Source organism: Pseudomonas sp. (assembly GCF_049645325.1).
In the GTDB taxonomy this organism is placed as follows: Bacteria; Pseudomonadota; Gammaproteobacteria; order Pseudomonadales; family Pseudomonadaceae; genus Aquipseudomonas.
Window position 1 is genome coordinate 1 of sequence record NZ_JBARTQ010000276.1, and the last position, 18,031, is coordinate 18,031.

21 protein-coding genes are annotated in these 18,031 nt (G+C 61.1%); 4 read left to right on the forward strand and 17 right to left on the reverse strand.

Translation table 11 applies throughout. The annotated features are described in order from the left end of the window. On the reverse strand, positions 1 to 567 hold a 567-nt coding region (locus WBB95_RS12095), incomplete at its 3' end, for an aldehyde dehydrogenase family protein (RefSeq protein WP_424487811.1). A 121-nt stretch (positions 568 to 688) separates the two neighbouring features. Next, complete coding sequence (locus tag WBB95_RS12100; protein WP_424487812.1) at positions 689 to 1,567, reverse strand: oxidoreductase; 879 nt, start codon at positions 1,565 to 1,567, stop codon at positions 689 to 691. Between the two features lie 74 nt (positions 1,568 to 1,641). On the opposite strand from WBB95_RS12100, the gene WBB95_RS12105 reads away from it, so the two are divergent. Then, complete coding sequence (locus WBB95_RS12105) at positions 1,642 to 2,061, forward strand: MerR family transcriptional regulator (RefSeq protein WP_424487813.1); 420 nt, start codon at positions 1,642 to 1,644, stop codon at positions 2,059 to 2,061. Here WBB95_RS12105 and WBB95_RS12110 read toward each other — a convergent pair. The 5 genes from WBB95_RS12110 to WBB95_RS12130 form a co-directional block, all read right to left on the reverse strand. Beyond that, positions 2,058 to 2,306, reverse strand: coding sequence for an EexN family lipoprotein (locus WBB95_RS12110; RefSeq protein ID WP_424487814.1), 249 nt, complete (start codon positions 2,304 to 2,306; stop codon positions 2,058 to 2,060). The two genes, WBB95_RS12105 and WBB95_RS12110, sit on opposite strands and share 4 nt — an antisense overlap. A gap of 11 nt (positions 2,307 to 2,317) precedes the next feature. Then, positions 2,318 to 3,244 (reverse strand): LysR family transcriptional regulator, encoded by a 927-nt coding sequence (locus WBB95_RS12115; RefSeq protein ID WP_424487815.1) that lies wholly within the window; start codon positions 3,242 to 3,244, stop codon positions 2,318 to 2,320. A 199-nt stretch (positions 3,245 to 3,443) separates the two neighbouring features. After that, a complete protein-coding gene (locus WBB95_RS12120) occupies positions 3,444 to 4,976 on the reverse strand; it encodes a DHA2 family efflux MFS transporter permease subunit (RefSeq protein WP_424487816.1) in 1,533 nt (510 codons plus the stop codon). Between the two features lie 4 nt (positions 4,977 to 4,980). Beyond that, positions 4,981 to 6,159, reverse strand: a complete 1,179-nt coding sequence (locus tag WBB95_RS12125; RefSeq protein ID WP_424487817.1) for an HlyD family efflux transporter periplasmic adaptor subunit — start codon at positions 6,157 to 6,159, stop codon at positions 4,981 to 4,983. Then, positions 6,156 to 7,640 carry an efflux transporter outer membrane subunit gene (locus WBB95_RS12130; protein ID WP_424487818.1) on the reverse strand — a complete coding sequence of 495 codons (1,485 nt, stop codon included), beginning with the start codon at positions 7,638 to 7,640 and terminating at the stop codon, positions 6,156 to 6,158. Before WBB95_RS12130 ends, WBB95_RS12125 begins: the two co-directional genes overlap by 4 nt. 175 nt (positions 7,641 to 7,815) lie before the next feature. On the opposite strand from WBB95_RS12130, the gene WBB95_RS12135 reads away from it, so the two are divergent. Next, positions 7,816 to 8,514 carry a TetR/AcrR family transcriptional regulator gene (locus tag WBB95_RS12135; RefSeq protein WP_424487819.1) on the forward strand — a complete coding sequence of 233 codons (699 nt, stop codon included), beginning with the start codon at positions 7,816 to 7,818 and terminating at the stop codon, positions 8,512 to 8,514. Between the two features lie 48 nt (positions 8,515 to 8,562). Here WBB95_RS12135 and WBB95_RS12140 read toward each other — a convergent pair whose 3' ends face one another. Beyond that, positions 8,563 to 9,156: a YceI family protein gene (locus WBB95_RS12140; RefSeq protein ID WP_424487820.1), complete on the reverse strand. Its 594-nt coding sequence runs from the start codon at positions 9,154 to 9,156 to the stop codon at positions 8,563 to 8,565. Positions 9,157 to 9,285: 129 nt separating this feature from the next. Between WBB95_RS12140 and WBB95_RS12145 the strand changes: the two genes are divergently transcribed. Continuing rightward, positions 9,286 to 10,206: a LysR family transcriptional regulator gene (locus WBB95_RS12145; protein WP_424487821.1), complete on the forward strand. Its 921-nt coding sequence runs from the start codon at positions 9,286 to 9,288 to the stop codon at positions 10,204 to 10,206. A gap of 129 nt (positions 10,207 to 10,335) precedes the next feature. On the opposite strand, the gene WBB95_RS12150 is transcribed toward WBB95_RS12145, so the two are convergent. The 5 genes from WBB95_RS12150 to parA form a co-directional block, all read right to left on the reverse strand. After that, positions 10,336 to 12,297 (reverse strand): DUF3363 domain-containing protein, encoded by a 1,962-nt coding sequence (locus WBB95_RS12150; protein WP_424487822.1) that lies wholly within the window; start codon positions 12,295 to 12,297, stop codon positions 10,336 to 10,338. Between the two features lie 436 nt (positions 12,298 to 12,733). Beyond that, a complete protein-coding gene (locus WBB95_RS12155) occupies positions 12,734 to 13,321 on the reverse strand; it encodes a S26 family signal peptidase (protein ID WP_424487823.1) in 588 nt (195 codons plus the stop codon). Then, positions 13,318 to 13,863, reverse strand: a complete 546-nt coding sequence (locus WBB95_RS12160; RefSeq protein WP_424487824.1) for a DUF2840 domain-containing protein — start codon at positions 13,861 to 13,863, stop codon at positions 13,318 to 13,320. The genes WBB95_RS12155 and WBB95_RS12160 overlap by 4 nt, the downstream gene beginning before the upstream one ends. Further along, the gene (locus tag WBB95_RS12165) at positions 13,860 to 14,111 is read right to left on the reverse strand and encodes a chromosome partitioning protein ParB (protein WP_186711912.1); all 252 of its coding nucleotides are present in this window, start codon (positions 14,109 to 14,111) and stop codon (positions 13,860 to 13,862) included. Before WBB95_RS12165 ends, WBB95_RS12160 begins: the two co-directional genes overlap by 4 nt. Further along, entirely contained in the window at positions 14,108 to 14,746 is a 639-nt protein-coding gene (gene parA, locus WBB95_RS12170; RefSeq protein ID WP_424487825.1) for a ParA family partition ATPase, read from the reverse strand. Before parA ends, WBB95_RS12165 begins: the two co-directional genes overlap by 4 nt. On the opposite strand from parA, the gene WBB95_RS12175 reads away from it, so the two are divergent. Next, positions 14,745 to 14,873: a hypothetical protein gene (locus tag WBB95_RS12175; RefSeq protein ID WP_424487826.1), complete on the forward strand. Its 129-nt coding sequence runs from the start codon at positions 14,745 to 14,747 to the stop codon at positions 14,871 to 14,873. The two genes, parA and WBB95_RS12175, sit on opposite strands and share 2 nt — an antisense overlap. Before the next feature lie 162 nt (positions 14,874 to 15,035). Here WBB95_RS12175 and WBB95_RS12180 read toward each other — a convergent pair whose 3' ends face one another. From WBB95_RS12180 to WBB95_RS12195, 4 genes are all read right to left on the reverse strand, one after another. After that, positions 15,036 to 15,869 carry a replication initiator protein A gene (locus WBB95_RS12180; protein ID WP_424487827.1) on the reverse strand — a complete coding sequence of 278 codons (834 nt, stop codon included), beginning with the start codon at positions 15,867 to 15,869 and terminating at the stop codon, positions 15,036 to 15,038. Positions 15,870 to 15,895: 26 nt separating this feature from the next. After that, positions 15,896 to 16,177 carry a helix-turn-helix transcriptional regulator gene (locus tag WBB95_RS12185; RefSeq protein ID WP_424487828.1) on the reverse strand — a complete coding sequence of 94 codons (282 nt, stop codon included), beginning with the start codon at positions 16,175 to 16,177 and terminating at the stop codon, positions 15,896 to 15,898. A gap of 125 nt (positions 16,178 to 16,302) precedes the next feature. After that, positions 16,303 to 17,058, reverse strand: coding sequence for a DUF2285 domain-containing protein (locus tag WBB95_RS12190; RefSeq protein WP_424487829.1), 756 nt, complete (start codon positions 17,056 to 17,058; stop codon positions 16,303 to 16,305). Positions 17,059 to 17,422: 364 nt separating this feature from the next. Further along, on the reverse strand, positions 17,423 to 17,773 hold the full coding sequence (locus tag WBB95_RS12195) for a DUF2958 domain-containing protein (protein ID WP_424487830.1): 351 nt from the start codon (positions 17,771 to 17,773) through the stop codon (positions 17,423 to 17,425). Positions 17,774 to 18,031 lie beyond the last annotated feature (258 nt).

The following is an 18,031-nucleotide window of genomic DNA, read 5'->3' on the forward strand; positions in this document are numbered from 1 at the left end:
GAATGGCATGGATGAAAATGCCTCTCCGACCGAAGCGTCGCCCGTCGCGACCGCCACCTGTTCCTTGGGGAAAAGATCGGCAAGAAATGAGACTAAAAAATCTGAGCTCGCCGGTGTGAGTTCGGACGGTTTGATCATTACACGATTACCCGCCGCAATTGCCGTCACAAGGGGCATCATGGCAAGCGCGAAAGGATAGTTCCATGGTGAGACAATTCCGATTACACCAAGCGGCTGATACTCAATGCGCGCACTGCCGAAACGCATCGACATCGCGACGTGTCGGCGCGTTGGCCGCATGAATTTAGCCAGATTGCTGCGCAGGTAATCGATACCCAGCACCAACGAAAGCGGTTCCATCAAGCTTTCAAACGGAGCGCGGTGGCCGAAATCCACCATCATCGCGTCGGCAATATCGTTCTTGCGTTCGACGATCGCGGTGCGCAATTTTTTGAGATCGGCGCGCCGTTGAGTCAGCGACGGAGGACCTTCCCGAAGAAAAGCCGCGCGCTGCAAGGCTAGAATTTCCTCTAGTGAACTGCGTATTTCGTTGGTCACATCATCCATATCGTTTGCCTCCTAGGCGGTTTGAAGTTACGCGTGATTCGTCGACGGTATCGACTCACAAACTCATCAGACCGGTAACTTGTGAGGCGCCTGTATCCGAACCCGAGTGAGTTTCCAAAGCTCACGCATCCGACTTCAAAGGCTCGTCCAAGATCACTTCTTTCTTCTGTGCCTGACTTGAAATTAGTCGCAGCAATCCGTCGAAAGCACGATCGCTAAGCATGTGGTGCAGGGACAGAACCATCTTGGCACCACCGCCCGTCGCGTAGCGTGTTTTCGGCTTCTTCGCCAGCGCTGCTTTGAGGATTGTTCTTGCAACCACCGACGGCGGCGAGGGCAAGGAGCCTCGGTCGGCCGAAGCCATCATGTTCACGTGCGCGCGGGCACTGTCGGAGTAGGCCGTACTCCCGGAATACTTGATGAGACCTTCGCGAGCGATGCCGTTCCACTCGGTCAGGATCGCACCTGGCTCTATGATGACCACGTCGATACCGAATGGACGAAGTTCCATGCGCAGTGAGTCGCTGAGGCCTTCAACCGCAAACTTGGTCGCGTGATACCAAGTGCCGAACGGCTCTCCCACCTTGCCGGCGATCGAAGCAATGTTGATGATGCGGCCGGCGCGTAAGGCACGCATGGTCGGCAGGACCAACTGGGTCAGGCGGGCCAAGCCGAAGACGTTGACTTCAAACTGCCTGCGACCCTCCTGTAGCGGCACATCTTCCAGAGAGCCGTAGGATCCGTAGCCGGCATTGTTGACCAGCAGGTCTATATGGCCCATCTCTTGGAGAATCACGCCGACCGCGGTCGACATGGATGCGTCGTCGGTCACGTCTAGTGTCAGCACTCTTGCGCCCAAAGCGGTGAGCTGTTGCATGCGTTCCACGCGCCGAGCCCCTGCATAGACCGTATAGCCGTTGGCCAGAAGTCCCTTGGCGGTCTCCTCTCCGATGCCCGAAGAGGCACCAGTCACTAGAGCTACTTTGTTCGTGATCGACATTGATATATTCCGGAAAGCGTTGACGAAGCAGACAGTGTAAAGTGTGGTCTTTAGTCCATAGTCAAGTGTTATTTATGTTGATTGCCGAATTCGCGAAAGTCACTGGCTTGTCGCGCGACACCATTCGCTTCTATGTGAAGAAGCGGCTGCTGCAACCGGATGTTGGCCGCAGCGGCACGAATCGCTATCAGGACTTCGATGCCGAACAGGTCGATCGCGCCTTGCTGATCCGGGAAAAGCAAGCGCTCGGTTTTACGCTTCGCGAAATTGCGGCACTTAGCGAGGAATTTGCGCGTGGCATTAGCCTGGAGCGGCAAGCGCAGGTGATGCGCGAGCGACTTCTCGCTGTTGACGAGCAGGCGGCGAAGCTGGCACGACTTCGCCGCTATTTCGTGGCCAAGGTTGCCTGGCTCGAGGGGGGAGCGACAGCCACTCCGCCGTCGTTCGCACAAATCGTCGGCGAGACTGAGAATAGTGTTGTGGCGCAGTATTAGAATTTTGGCTGCTCCTTCGGGGGGTTATAGGGCACCTTGCCATCGCCAAAGAATCGTCTATTCGTTGCCTCGGCCACGCGCTTGCAGAGTTCGTCGCCCAACTTAGTACGATCCGTTTTGCATTGCTGACGCAACTTCTCCAACCGTTCTGGATTGGCGGCTAACGCCTCCACCGTTTCTATGGGTTCAGACTTGCCGCAGCCAGTCAGAATTGCAGCAAGCATGAACATCACGATTTTGTTCATAGTTCGACTTCCTAAGTGTCGGGATCAGGTGTCACGGCTGGCTTCTTCGCTGCCAACGGTTCGAGGATGCCTGTTCTCTCGATGAAACGAGCCAACACCGCCGAAAGCTCGTTGTCCCGGCGTAGTAGATATGTGATCAGCATCGGTGTGCGGCCAGCCAGAGGCCGCGCCACCACGCCCTGTTCACGGCTGGCGGCTATCTGCGAAGCACCAACCAGCCCTAGGGCGAAACCTGCTGCCACCATTGCCATCATCAGATCAACGGAAGCCACTCGTTCGGCAATTAATGGCTCTTGGTCAACTCGTCGCAGCACCCGTTCAATCTGGCGTGTATGCCCTTCGCATACATTGGGATCGCCAAGCACCAGCGGATGGCGAAGGACTTCTTCAAGCGGAATGCGCTTATATGTCAACAAGGGGTGTCGGGAAGGCACCGCCACCATCAAAGGATCGCTCCAGACAGGTTCAGCGATGATGCCGTCGCCCACCTCATTCCACCCAGCAAACCCCACGTCGTATAGGTCGTCGTGCAGCCCTTTGATCTGCTGGGCTTGCGGTACTTCGGATAGCCTTATCTCGATTTCCGGCTCCTCTTCGCGGCACAACGCCAAGAAGGTCGAGAAACGCGAAGGCGGAATGCCGTCTGAGAGCGCCACACGCAATTGGCTATGAAAGCCACTTGTAGCAGCCCTTACGCTATCACGCGCCTGTTGCAAAGCCGTGAACACCCGCGGCACATGTTCCAGAAACAGCTGGCCTGCGCGGGTCAGACGGGTGCTGCGGGTAGTCCGCGCGAACAGCTGAGCGCCCAGATCTTCTTCCAGCTCCTTGATCGCACGCGACAGCGGCGATTGCTCGATATGCAGCCGTTCGGCAGCGCGAGCAAAATGCAATTCTTCGGCGACTGCAACAAAGCAACGAAGATGGCGTAATTCCATCGCAGTCTCCTAGACAGACCGCTCGCGTCTCGCCGATGCTGTCTTGCACGGCTCCTTTTCTTACCGCAGGCCACGAGAGAGGTCGGAAGCAAATTTCAATTAGGTTTAACATTCTTATATTCCAGGCATGGTCGATTTTTCCGCCGCGTTGGTTTAGGAGAATGCGCCACATGCATCGTCTGTTTTCACACTCCTAAGATCAGTGTCCCGTGACTTTCTGAAGTGGGCCTTTGGGACGCTTGACCAACCAGATAGCGCCGATCGACAGAATCATGAGCACGGTGGCCAACGCATAAAAATCGTTGGTGGCCAACATCACGGCCTGGCTATCAACGAGGCGCGAGAAAAACGATGTCGAGCTCGACGGTGACATCCCGGCGCGAACCGCGGCGGAAGCGATCTCATTGCCCGCGTCCGGACCAATAATCGAAACAAGCTCAGACCGGTTTGCCTTCGACATGTGTTCCCAGTAGGTTTGAGTCAGAGACGATCCGAGCGCCATTGAGAGTACGCGGAGAAAGTTTTGCAGGCCGGCTCCGTTCGCAACGCGCTCGGGCGGCAAGTCCGACACACCGAGTGAGGTCAGCGTAATAATGCAGGCTGGAATACCGGCGCCGAGCAGGAGCATCGCGAGAGCCACCGACATAAAGTCGGCCTGCGATGTCAGATGGGCTCGCATGAAGAACGACGCGGCCAATACGCCCATGCCATAGGTGACCATCCAGCGCGGGTCAACCTTTGGCAGAAGACGACCCACAATCGGCGCGGTTAGCACTGCGAGAATACCCATTGGCGCGGTGGCGAAGCCCGCCCATGTCGCTGTGTAACCCATCTGCTGTTGGAGCCATAGGGGTGTCAGCACGATATTGCCGAAGAAGATCCCGAACATCAGGCTCAGGGTGATTGACGAAACGAGCCAGTTGCGCGAGCGGAAGACGCTTAGGTCAAGCATGGGATTGGGATCGGTGAGTTCCCAGATGACCAGATAGATAAGCGAAACGGCTGCAACGATCGCGCACACAATAATCGTTGGTGAAGAGAACCAATCCAGTTCGCGACCCTTGTCGATCATGAGCTGGAAACTGGTTACAAAGACCACCAGGAGCGCTAGGCCCACTGCATCAATGCGCGAACGCTGGGTTTGTCCATCTCGGCCGCGAAGCACTTTCATGGCACCAAAAATGACGCAGATACCAAACGCTACGTTGATGTGAAATACCCAACCCCAATGCCAGTTGTCCGAAATAAGCCCACCCAATATGGGACCAAATATCGGGGCCACGACTGTCACCATCCCCCACAACGAGAGCGCGATATTTGCCTTGCTCTTGGGAAACACCGCCAGCATCAGCGTCGACGAAAGCGGGATCAGTGGTCCGCCGGCCAATCCCTGTAGCACGCGAAAGGCGATGAGACTCTCAAGGGACCATGCCAAGCCGCAGCAAACGGAGAAAAAGACAAAGGCAATGACGCAGATCATGAACAGCCGGACTTCGCCGACCTGACGCACAAGCCAGCCAGTCAGGGGTATCGTGATGGCCTCGGCAACAGCATAGGAAGTGATAATCCACGTGCCTTGGCTCGTTGAAACACCTATGGACCCTGAGATCGTGGGCATGGCCACATTGGCAATGGTGGTGTCGAGAACCACCATGAAGTTCGCGAGAGACAGGATGACTGCCGCGATGACCAAGTTCATCCCAGAAAGCGGCGCGTGTTCCGAGGAAGTCATGTCGCTACCTCGCGGTAATAGGCTGGGACTCATCGCGGTCGCGCAGATCGACGGTAGCCTCCATCGACAAACCGACCCGCAGCGGGTGCTGCTTCAACTGCTCGCGATCGATCTGAATCCGAACGGGCAATCGCTGGACCACCTTGATCCAATTACCCGTGGCGTTCTGCGCCGGAATCGCTGAGAAGGCAGATCCTGATCCGCCGGCGAAGCCTACGACGCGGCCCGTGTACACGACATCGCTGCCATAGAGGTCCGATGTCAGCTCCGCGTGCTGTCCAGGGCGGACTTTCTGCAATTGGCCTTCCTTGAAGTTCGCATCAACATAGATGCGATCGATCGGCACCACGGTCATCAGCCGGACACCTGACTGAACCTGTTGCCCAATCTCGACGGAACGTTGTGCGACGATGCCGTCGAAGGGCGCGCGTAGCACGGTCCGCTCAAGATTCACGCGCGCTTGGTCAAGCCTCGCCTTCGCCACAAGGACGGCCGGATTGTCCTCGATCGTGCTATCGGCAATCAGCGCCGAGTTGGCCGTCCGGGCACCGCTCGCAGAATTCCTTGCGGCATCGGCAGCCCGGATTCGCGCTTGGGCCTGCTCCATCGAAGCGCGAGCTTCGCGCAGCTGGGTCTGCGCGTTTGTGAGTTCCTCCTTCGATACAGCGCCTTCTTCGACCAAGTTTTGTCTGCGCCGCTCGTCGATCGCCGCCTTCTCGTAAGCGGCAGTCGCACGAGCCAGGTCACTGCGAGCCGTGGCGATTTCCGCCACCCGCAGGGCCACTTGTCCCGCGAGGCTTTCATCATTTCCCAACAGTTGCCCTACTTGGCGCTTGGTACGCGCCAAATCCGCCTCGGCCTGTGCAACCGCGATCCTTGCGTCGGTATCATCAAGGACAACTAACACCTCGCCGGTCCTGACTGCTTGCGTGTCGCTGACTTTGACTTCTTTTACAGGACCAGCAACGAGTGGGGTGATCTGGGCCACTTCCGCTGCCGTGTACGCGTTTTCCGTGGTGACGGATTTACCTGCAAACAGCAGTTCCCATACACCGTAGCAAAGGCCGATTGTGACCAGACCGACCGTCACAATTAGAACGAGGCGCTTGCGCTTCGCTCGCTGTTGCGAAGCATCCGGCGCTGCAGAAGATTGCTGAGGCTCAGGGGGCATCGGGTCACTCATTGGGTTACCTGTTCATTCATTGAAGAGTCGGAGAAGCCGCCGCCGAGGGCTTTTGTCAGTGCAATGTCAAGGGATAAGGCACGCACCCACAGAGCATTGACGGCCATCCGCGAAGTGAGCGCGGCATCCTCCGTCGATAGCACGACTTGATAGTTTGATAAGCCGCCGTCATAGCGGCGTTTGGCGAGCCGATAGGCTCTATCGCTGCTGACAACCGCCGACTCTGTTGCATCGAGGCGATTCGGGAGCGCCTGCAAGCTTCTTACTGCGTCGGCGGTTTCTCTCAACGCTTGAACCAACGCATCGTTGTAGCTGGCAACCGCAAAGTCATATTCCGCTCTGGCTTGGCTGTAGTTGGCTCGCAGCTGTCCACCTTCGAAAATGGGCAGATGGATTGCGATTCCGGCACGGCCCGTGTCGGACCCCGAGTCAAACAAGCGGTTTAAGCCCAGCGACTCGTAGCCCACCAAGGCCAGCAGATTGACGCTGGGATAGAAACCTGCTTTCGCAACGCCGATACGCTTGGCTGCCGACTCCACGCGCCATCGCGCCGCCACAATTTCCGGTTTGCGCCCGATCAAATCGCTCTTCAATGATTCCGGAAGCCTCAAGGACCGGTTCGGCGATAGGTGCGCCTCACGAATGTCTAGGCCGCGGTCCGGTCCGCGACCCAGCACTGCCGCGATGCCATTGCGCGCCAACTCAATCCTTTCTTCTAAGTCGGCCAGGTCAGCCTGCGCCAGCTTGGCTCTTGTGTGCGCCTGTTCCAGCGTTGTCTGCGTGTCTAGCCCCTGCTCAACCCGACGCAGCGCCATGCGCTCGGAGTCCTCACGGTTTCTTAGCGTCTCGCTCGCAAGATGGCGCTGAACATGCAGACCGTTCAGGTGGACATAACGACTTGCAAGCTCCGTCGTCAGCAGGACTCGGGCTGCGGCGGCATCGGCTTGCGCCGCTAGCGCCTCGGATGTGGCGGCATCTAGTGCGGAGCGGTTCTTCCCCCAGAAGTCGAGTTCCCATCCAAAATTCAGGGAGGCTGCGCCGTAGTCGTTCCATCCCTTCGGAACGACATCCCTTGGGAAGATGCTGTTGTATGTCAGCTTCTGCTCGCTCGCGGATGCGTCCAGGGAGACAGAGGGCAGTAGCGCCGCCCGTGCCCCTTTCGATCGAGCAACAGCGGCACTGAGGCGAGCTTGCGCCTGTGCCATCGACGGCGAGTTCGCCAGCGCTTCGTCCATTAAATGGTCGAGCTGAGGGTCACCGAAGGTCTTCCACCAGGCCTGCGTCGGCCATTCGCCAACGGGTGCCGCGAGGCTCCTCTTGGCCGCAAGCCCGTCCATGGACGCTGGCGTTTCTATCTGCCCCAGATCCGGCACGGCGGCGCATGAAGCCAAGACTGCGCAGCAAATCGCCGCCGAGATGACGCGACATCGCATAACGGTTGGCTTGATCGACGAGAGAGGTTCGAGCGATGGGCTTGACATGAGTGACCCGTAACGTGGCATTGCGTCATACTAAACCGGGCGGTTCGGTTTAGTCAAGAAGTGATTTTCCTTGTACGTCAACGATTTATGACGCGCACCATCGGTACCGATCGGTTTCGTCAGTACTGCTTGTGTGATATCGTGCAGTTTTATTTCGCAGCAGTGGAACGACCAAATGCCCACCTCGCCAGCGCGCTCGAAAGCAAGCAAGCCGTCCAAACAGCCCGTGTCAGCCGGGGTCGCCGTGCAGTCAGAAAAGGCCCGCATGGTCCTTGCCGGCGCAAGGACTGTCTTCCTGGCCAACGGCTTTAGTGCAGCCACCACCGACATGATTCAGCAGGCCGCCGGCGTATCGAAATCGACTGTGTACTCGCACTACCCCACCAAGGAGTGCCTGTTTGTATCTGTCGTCGAGGCCGAATGTGCGAAGTTTCTGAAGTCCGTTCCCAGGGAAAAATCTTCGGAAGAACCACTCGCCGACATCCTGAGCGCGATGGCGCTCGCCTACTTGGACATAGTGTTGTCGCGTGACGGGCTGGCGCTTTACCGCATGATTGCGGCAGAAGCACCGAGGTTTCCCGAGCTTGGGAGGCGCTTCTATCTGGCCGGCCCCGCCGCCATAAACAACATCGTTGCAGAGACGTTGGAAGTCGCCGCGTCGAAACGGCTGCTGGATTTAGGGAGCATCGGACTCGATTCAGCAGCCTCCCTGTTCGTGAACATGGTGCGTGGCGAAGCTCATATGCAATGCGTGATGCACCCTGAGGCGCCGGCGTCCGCTGCCCAGCGGGATCGGTGGGCGAAAGATGCAGTCACCACTTTTCTTCGGGCTTTTTGGGTGAACGACAGTGGAATGAAAACTTTGCGTCAGTAGTGAGTCGCGCTCCACGCTGCGTAGGTGTCGTGCCGGCCGATGACGTGATTACTGCTTGATGCCTTCGAAATTGATGGTGATGCTCACATCGTCACCTACGTATGGCAAATACGCCTTCATTCCGAAGTCTGATCTCTTGATGGCGGTCGTCCCGGTGAAGCCGACCTTGTAGACGTTGGTGCCGACCGTGTCTTGGGCAATGCGATTCAGGATCACCTTCAATGTCACGGGTCTTGTGACGCCGAGCATCGTGAAGTCACCTTGGACATCACTGGTCTTGTCACCTGTTTTCGTCACACGCGTGCTCTTGAACGTCATCGTCGGGAACTGCGCTGTATTGAAAAACGTCGGGCTCCGAAGATCAGCGTCGCGTGCTGCGAACCCGGTGTCGACGTTATTGGGATTCATCGTCACAGTGACCGAACTATTCTCGGGCTGCTGGGAATCCAGAAGCAATGTGCCCTTCAGATCCCTCATGCTGCCGGTAACTGTTGAGAAACCAAGATGATTGATTGTGAAGATGGTCTGCGTGTGTGCCGGGTCCAAGGTGTACGTGTCGGCTGCGGCCGCTGAGGTCGCCGCGGATGTTAGGAACAAACCAAACAGGGAGGCGAGGATGAAAGATCGAGATTGTTGGTTCATGGCAGCCGTGTATAGGAGTCAAGGTGGCACACATGTGACCACCGCTGAACTAATGCTATTCAGTTGTCCGGATCAATACAATCGCCATTCATTCGAACAAATTGTTCTCGAAAACGGAACGGGCAAACTATGAGTTTGTTCGATGAGATGTCCGTATTCATACATGTCGTAGACGCCGGCAGCTTTTCGGGCGCGGCTCGACGACTCGGAGTGGCCAAATCTGTGATTAGTCGTCGTATCACCGCGTTGGAGACTCGCCTGGACGCGAATCTCTTCAACCGAACCACCCGTCGGCTCAGCCTGACCGAGGTTGGCCAAGCGTATGGTGTCCGCGCGCGTCGCATCCTTGAAGATGTTGCGGAAGCCGCAGACGCGACGCACAGCTTACGTCGTGAACTCGTGGGTCGACTTAGAGTGGCTGCTCCGATGTCCTTCGCCCATCAGCATCTGTCTCCGGCGATCGCCTCGTTCCTGAGGGAGCATCCACTGCTCGATGTTGAAGTCGATCTCAACGATCGCCAGGTAGATCTTGTCGACGAAGGGTTCGACCTCGCATTGCGCATCGGTACTCTGGAAGACTCGTCTCTCATAGCGCGAAAGCTTGCGCCCAGTCGTCGGGTACTGTGCGCGAGCCCCGCATATCTCAAGGAGTGCGGAGAGCCTCTGACCCTCAAGGACCTTTCAGCAAGGGATCATCGATTCCTGGTCTATGGCAATCGACCGCTCGCAGATCAATGGCGTTTTCGAGTTGGGTCCAATTGGCAGGCCGTTTCGATCAGAACACCACGACTGACAGCTAACAATGGGGAAACACTCCGCGACGCAGCAATCGAGGGCCTCGGCCTGGCGATACTACCGACATTCATTGCAAGCGCGCCGATTGTTGCTGGCGAATTGAAGCCCGTCCTCAGTTCGTATCCACTGCCCGAGACGTCCATCTATGCGGTCTGGGCGCCCGGCCGACCGCTATCAACGAAGGTAAGGGCGCTTGTCGACGCATTGGGGGCCCGGTTCGGCGAGTCGCCCTATTGGGACGAGGCCATTCGGTAGCGATGCGAAGCACTGCCCTCTAGCAAGCCATGGTTAGCAGGCTGCGGAAACACCTATTAAAGAAGTCCGCGGGCAATGCCGTGCTGCTCGCCCTGATCGCGTGGACAAGAGCAGTCATCGGATGATGTCTTAACCAATTCCTACCCCTCGTTCCCGCCCGAACGTCCAAGACACGCCGCTACCTCGAACGACGGCGGTCATGAACTGTCCCTGCCGCCCATCGATCACCGGTTTCCACGGCACCAAGCTGAACCCCATTCCGTCTTCGAGCATGGCATAGCGCCCGCTGACGAGCATGACGCTACGCCGGTAGATGCCCGTCAAGCGCTGTCCGTTGACCACCGGCCGATGCTCCAGGCCAGTTTCGGCGGCAACGTCTTGCGAGACCTTTGCCATCTCGCGCTCGCGCAATGTCTCCAGCAGGTTGCGCGCGAGGATCACTCGCTGCCCGCGCCGTTCGGCCAACCCTTGTTCGATCAGGAAGTCGGCCCGCTGTGGTAGTGCGACTTTGACCTCACTGCCGAAGCCCGAATCACCGAGCCCCTTGCCACCGCCAATCAATTGCTGATCCAGCCAGGTCGCGCCGATCACGCGGGCTTGCCGCTCGATGGGTAGGTGCGATTTCAACTCTACCGCCACCCCACCGCCGAGGCGCTGCGCGTCGTACTGTCGGCCATGCTCGGCGAGATCGTCGGGGATGCGCCAGACGCCTTCGGCCTCGCGCTCCACGATGCCGGCGCGATGCAGGGCTTCAAGCCGGCGCACATGCGCGGCCACCACTTCACGCGGGTCGCGGTCTGGCGTGACCTGGCCTTGTGCGACGGCCAGGTGATGGTCGGTGCGGTACACGCCATTGGCGGTGAGCGCGGCGATGTTCCGGTCGGAGGCACGCACGTCGGCGGCACCTTTCACCTCCACCACGGCGCCAGTCGGGTACTGATCCAACTCCGCACGCGGCGGCAGCGCGACGTAGTGTGCCTTGCCGTCCGTGCCATCGACGATCAGATAACCCTTGTCGTACAGCTCGTCGGCCAGCCCCTTGCCGGCGACGCGGCCGACGATGGCGCGGCCATCTTGGCCGGGCTGGAACACGGCCAGTTCGCGCTGCTTGCCGCTCATGGCCCGCTGCAACGTGCGGATGATGTCACCACGTTCGCCCATCGCCCGCAAGGTCGGCTCGGCGTCGGCATGGACGGCCCACGTACCGGGCTGCTGCTCGGTCGCCAAACCCATGCGCTGCAAGCGTTGCAGCCGTCCGATCAGCATTTGCCGCTGCCGTTGCAGCCGGGGTTCGGCGAAGCGTCTGGTGCGCACCAGGCCATCGTCACCGGCCTCACGCTGCAAGGTGCGATCCAGGCCCGTCCACCGCTCCTGATTGACTTCGCGCTGCAGGGCGCGCTGCATCTCCAGCTCGGTACGAGGCCCCAGCCATTCGGTAGCCAGTTCCGATGCCCGCCGGCGCATCCCCTCGGCGATGTAGTCGCGGGAAATGATGAGGTCTTTGCCTGTGTCGTCCCTGCCGCGCAGGACGATGTGCGTATGCGGGTTGTCCGTGTTCCAGTGATCGACCGCCACCCACTCTAGGCGCGTGCCCAGATCCGCCTCCATGCGCGCCATCAGGTGCCGGGTGTAGGTGCGCAGCTCGTCGAGCTGTTCGGCGTCTTCGGGCGAGATGATGAAACGGAACTGGTGCCGATCCTCGCGCCCGCGTTCCTCGAAGGCGGCGGTGTCCGCCGCGTCGGTCGTTGGGCCGTAGGCATGACCCGGCCCGCCTTGGCGATCGACGCCTTCGCGCTCGATGTAGCGCAGATGAGCAGCGGTCGAGCGCGGCCCGGCCTTCGCCAGATTCACCAGGCGAGCTTTGATCGTCACGCGCCGCGCGTTGGCCGTCAGCGAACGCCCAGCGAAACGGGTCGCGACATGGCCGCGCCCTAAGCGGGAACCGGGCCGTTGGCCGACCTTGCCAGCCGCCTTGCCGAGCTTCACACCGGCCTTGCTGGTCTGGCGCAGCACCTTGTTGATAAAGGCGTCGCCGCGCTGCTTCGGCGCACCAGGGCGGACGCGGAAACGGTCATCGTCGCGGCTGCTCATGAGGCGGCCCCATACAAGACCATCGCACTCCGGCGCGCGAAGCACGCGCTTTCGCCAATGCCGATGCGGCATTGCGCACCTTCGCGGCACGCTGCCGCTCCTAGGCGCGTGCCGCGCCACCCCCACGTGCAGACTGGCTTTTCGCGCAACGGAGTGCCGCGACCTTTTATCTTGCCTTCCGCCTTTGCCCTTCGCTTTCGCTCTGGGCCTCGGCGTTCCGGCGGTGCTGCGCTGCCCACAGCCAGCCCGCCGGCGAACGCAGCCACGGCCACAGGCCGGGCGCGTTCGAGGCAAGACGCCTGCACATGGGAAGGGGGCGCCGGATGTTGCGCGAAGTGCGGGGCGGATGCGCTCGCACTGCACGCGCGACGACACGGTGACGACCAGCGAGACGACACGTCGGATGGCACGATGAAGCGCAGCGAATCGGCGGCCATCACCGATGCGTCTCCAGCCAGACCGGATGCGCAACACCGATCACGGTGGATGCAGCAACCGGCCCGAAATAACGGCTGTCGAACGACGCCGGGTTGGTCACGCTCAACAGGAATAGTTCGCCAGGTTCAAGGCGGCGGCACTGCTGCCAGGATGGCAGCGGGCGGCCTAGCCGGTCGGCCGGCAGCACGGCCGCCGCGGGCACGCCGTCGATGCGAACGACACCGCCAGCGATGCACACCTCCTGCGGTGATACGGCGCCCACTCGCTTGAGCAGCGGAATGCGCGTCGGCAGGTAGCCGCGGTGCGCAGCCAGTGCGGCGGCTTCGGCCGGCAGTGGGACAAGTACGATGCTGTCCACGGACAACGGACGTGGCAGCGAGGCGGCCCGATGGGCGAACGGTTCAATGCGATACCAGCCGACCGCCACACTGTCGGATGGGTTGTAGGTCAGACGCGGCAGCGGCGACACGAACGCGGCCCAGGCCAGCGCAGCGAGGCCGGCAGCGGCAAAGCCCGTCAGCGCGATGTGAGCGTGCAGGCGCGAACGAGGATACGGTGCGATGCTGGATGTGGAAAGCGTCGTCATGGCAACGCCCTCCCGGCCAGCCAGGCCGCATGTCGCTCGGCGGTGTATTCCGGTAACGGCAAACGCGCAGCGAGCCGGTTGCCGAGCGTGAGCCAGTACGCGGGCGACACGTCGGCAGGCGCAATGCCCAGCGCCTCGATGGCGTCGAGCTGCGCGAACACAGCGCGGACGGCGGGTTCGCCTTCGGCGTGCAGCAGCAACCGCGCGCCGGGCAGCACGCCGGGGATGCGCTGCGCCGCATCCAACGACGTGCAAGCCTGCATCACCATGAGTTCCCAACGGATCGTGCCGTAGTCATTGGCCTGCCACCGGATGCGGCAAAACACGGCCGCCGCCAAGAACACCGCGACACGGCGCCAGTGGTCAAGCCGGACGATGCGTGACGGTTCGCCGAAGCGCAGATAGAGGTCGATGCGCCGCTCGACGTAGGCGAGCGATACGCGGGTCAACGGCACGGTGCTGGCCCGTCTGGCGAGCACCGCGAGCGAAGGTGCATTCGCATTGGTTGTGGCGGCCGTGGCCGCAGAAGGTTGTCCATTCATTGGGAGTTCTCCGGAAACTCGCGTTCCAGCAGTGCGCGCAGCAGTTCGGCTACCGTCACGCCACGCGTGAAGGCAGACACCTTGATGCGCGCCCGCATGGCGGGCGTGATGTCGAGGGTCAGGCGCGCGGTGTAGAGGTCACCCTTTTGCAACGCATCGGCGTCGCCCTGGCGAATCCACGCCTCAGCGTGCGGATTCGCGGGCGGACGTGCGCCGATGCCGATGCGTTTGCCGCGCGTATTCGTCATGTCGGCCACCGCAGAAGTTCGTCGGTGAGTGCGGCGATCTCGCGCGCGGCGGCACTCTCAGGCGCCGTCTCGCGTGCGAGCCGGCCGGCGGCTACGCTATCGGCAAAGACGATGCGCTGATGCACTTCAGAGCGCAGCGCCGGTAGCGGCTGCTCGGCCAGCGACTGCCGCGCCTCCCTGCCGATGATGGTGGTGCTGACGCGCCGGTTGATGACGAAGGCCGCTCGAAGCGCAGGCCGAAACACCTGCGCTTCGCGGATCAACGCCACCATCTCGGCACTGGCCCATAGGTCGTAGGGACTGGGCTGTACCGGAATCAGCACACGCTCGGCCGCCAGCAGCGCGGAGCGCGCCAAGGCGGCGATGCGAGGTGGCCCGTCGATGACGACGTGATCGGCCCGCCTGGCGAGTTCTGGGGCCTCCTGGTGCAGCGTTTCGCGTGCCAGACCTACGGCGCTGAACAGCCTGGGCAGACCTTGCTGACTTCTGCGCTGTGTCCAGTCCAGCGATGAACCCTGCGGATCGGCATCCAGCAGGATGACCGCTTGCCCGCGCAGCGCCAGTTCGCCCGCGATGTGCGTGGCGAGCGTGGTCTTGCCTACGCCGCCTTTCTGATTGAGCAAGGCAACGATCATGGCGCGGCCCTCCGATCTGGAAAGCCAGCCTGCCTTTGTTCTGAAAACCGGGGTTGTTTTTGTTTTCGGGGTTGCTTTGTTTTTTGCCTTTCGGCAGTTGTCCACCGAAACGGCGCGCTTCTACTAAAAGTTAGAGAATTTAAGTTAGGTAAGTTAAGGGGCGTCGAAACCCGCGCCGTTATTGGCTTTGCAGCCGTTTCGTACTCCTGATAGCACGATAGGCGTACTCCCGATAGCACGATACCCGTTACTCCTGATAGCACGAGCCCGTCCACAGGTTGTCCCGCAGTTATCCCCGTGCCGTGAACGGCACGGGCCGGAAGGTCAATAGCTCCGTCCGGTCGCCCGACATCCGTTCGATGCCCAGGACGTAGCCCGGCAGCGATTGCCGCGCCACCAAAACGCGCAGGTCGTAGGCGAAATCCGAAAACCGCGTGCTGCTGCCAGACTTGCGATACAGGTGTCGGAAGTCGAACTGCCAGCCGGCCTCCTGTCTGCCGCCGTGCTTGCGCACCAGGCGGTACAACCAGCGTTCGATGCCGCCCGTGAGCCGGAAGTACGCCGGGTCGATGGTGAGCACCAGCGCCGCGTCGAGCACCCCCGCATAGAACCAGTCCGGCAGGATCAGCTCGATGCCCAGCGGCGTGCCATGAGCGTCGGCCAGTTCTTTCCACTCGTTGATCCACGAGAAGCGATGCAGCCGCCGCCCGGTCGTCTCGCGGATGGATGTGGCCACTGTGGTTGATTGCAAGCGATCCAGCGCAGCCTTGAGGCGTTGGTAGTCGCGCAGCGACGTACCGCGCCCGATGAAGCGCAGGATCTCGTAGGGTGTCGCCTGCATCAGGCGCGACGGGCGAATGCCCGCATCGCGCGCTTCCACGATTTGCGAAGCGGCCCAAATCAGGATGTCGGCGTCCCAGATGGTGGCGATACCATGTTCCTGTGTGCCCTCCACGCGGATGGTGACGTTGCCGCTGCGGAAGTCGATTGGCGCGGTGCGCCGCGATTTCGCAAGCGAGAAGAACGGAAAGGCCATCAGGTCTTGGCTGTCGCGCGGCGCCATGTCGCCCGGCAAGGCGCGGAACAGGTCGAGCTGTTCCCGCTCCCGCGGTGCGTTGGACATGGCGATGGCCACCGGCGAGCCGCCGATCAGCGCCCACGGCTGTCGGCCGAGTGGTGCTCGGCGTATTCCGGGTCGGACGTGGTTTCGTAGCTGCGCTGGTCGGCCCAGGCATCGAGGTCAGCCACCGCGTACATGACGCGCCGGCCGAACTTGCGAAACTTCGGCCCGTTGCCGATCACGCGCTGTTTTTCCAGCGTGCGCGGCGAGAGACGCAGGTAGTCGGCAGCCTCGTCGTTGGTGAGATAGCGCTGGGGCTGCGCGGGCGTGGCGACGGCAGTGGCGGCAGGTCGCAAGGGAGCGGGTCGCATGGTGAGAACCTCCATCGGTCAGAAACGCCCGGCCACACAACGCGACCGGATGGAGGCAGTCTCAAGAAAGAGGTGCGGAGCGCAGAGGGTCGTTTTGCAGCGAAGGCAAAGCGACCCTCCCCAGGTCATTCGACCTGTGCCAGACGGCGGTAGCCGCCGCGCATCAGCGATTGACCGCGCTGCACGAGGCGGCGCACGCGCGAGCGCAGGCCGCCGTCGGCGTACCAACCGCCGGCCACGGCTTCGGCACCGAACAGCCCAGCGGCTGTTTCGCGCAAAGACGCGCCCGCTAAGGTCGCGTCGAGTGCCTGGAGCGTGTGCAACTCCAGCAGCGCGGCAGGCGTGGGCCGGGAGCGGGTCGCTGCCGCAGGCGCGGTTTCCGCTACTGCGGCCAAGGTGTCCAGTTCGGCCGCCATCGTGCGGTAGCGCCCGCAGGGCGCAGCGCACGCGCGGACGGCATACAGATAGGCCATGCCATCGGCCAGGCCCGCTGCCAGTGCGAGCCGCACGCAGCAGCCGGGCCACCGTGCCACCAGCACCAAGCGCTTGCCGTCATGGATCAGATGCTTGTGGCCCGGGATGCGCCAGAACTCGAATGCATCGGCATCAGATGGCGGGTCGGCGTCCGGGTAGAGCTGGAGCACGGCGTCATGGTCGGGGAACCAGGCTGGATGCGCGTCGCGCGCATCCAGCGCCGGGTCTTCCAGCAGGCGCAACCCCCAGGGGTGCGCCGCTTCCGGCCGATGGCAACGGCGCAGCCAGTCGCGCCGGTAGTCGGGATGGCGCCGCAGATACTCCCAAGCCAGCGCGAGCCCGTCCAGGTGCAGCACGTAGAGATACGCGGCGGTTGGATACCAGAAATCGGTGCTTCGATCAGCCATGACGCGACCTCCTGTTCGACAGGAACGTCGCCACGACCTCGGCGCGAATAGCTACGGCATCACGACATCAAAGCGCCATCAGGAATGGCGTAACTTAAGCTGTAGAGAGAGTGTCAAGACCGATTAGCTCCGAAACCTTGCTCGGGTCGTCCGAGTGCGACGGCCGCGCATCCCGGAAATGGGGCGCGGCATTGACACCGTGCCGCAGCCCGCGACACACATCATGTCTTTCTAGGTTAGGCCGCACACTCTTGGTGCAAGAGTGCCTATTCGGACCGCAGCCGTCTTGAGTCAGACTGAGAAAGACACAGTGCGCTGCAACGGCCTGTCTCTGGATGGCCCGCCGCAGGGAGCCGGTGGTTCGTCAGTCGGGGATCGAACCATCGCGCTGCGCCAACCATGCGTATTCCGATAACGGCCGCGAGGCGCGAAAATACAGGTCACGCAGGATGGGCCGCTGCTGCGGCCCGACGATGCCCGTCAGGTCGGAGAGCTTGACCGTCCCCAGTGCGGGCATACCGATGCCGAGGTCGATCAGTCCCCAGGCGGTATCGCCATCGGCTGGGTCGAGCGCGGCCAGCAGCCAAGTCGCATGCGCATCGGGTGTGAACAGTCGAACCACCGGCAGCGGGTCGATGCTCTGGCCGGCGGCGCGCGCCGCGCCGTTGGCGAGCAGTCCTGCGCGTTCATCGGGGGTGGTGAGCGGCTGGGTCATGGGCGGGAATCCCACGCATCTGCGAATGCACGAACACGCTTTTCCGGAAAAGCACGGAACCGCCAAGCCGGGTATGTGCCTTCGTGCGCAAGCACGAAGGCACAAGCTCTCGAATCCGTACGTTCACAGAAACGTAGACGTGGAATTGTGGATGTCAGGAAAAGCACAAATGCGGCTCCCCGTTCTGGCGAAATCCTCAGATGCGGATTTCCTTAAAGGCACAAATAGGGAAAACAAAACACCAATTGAACACTATAG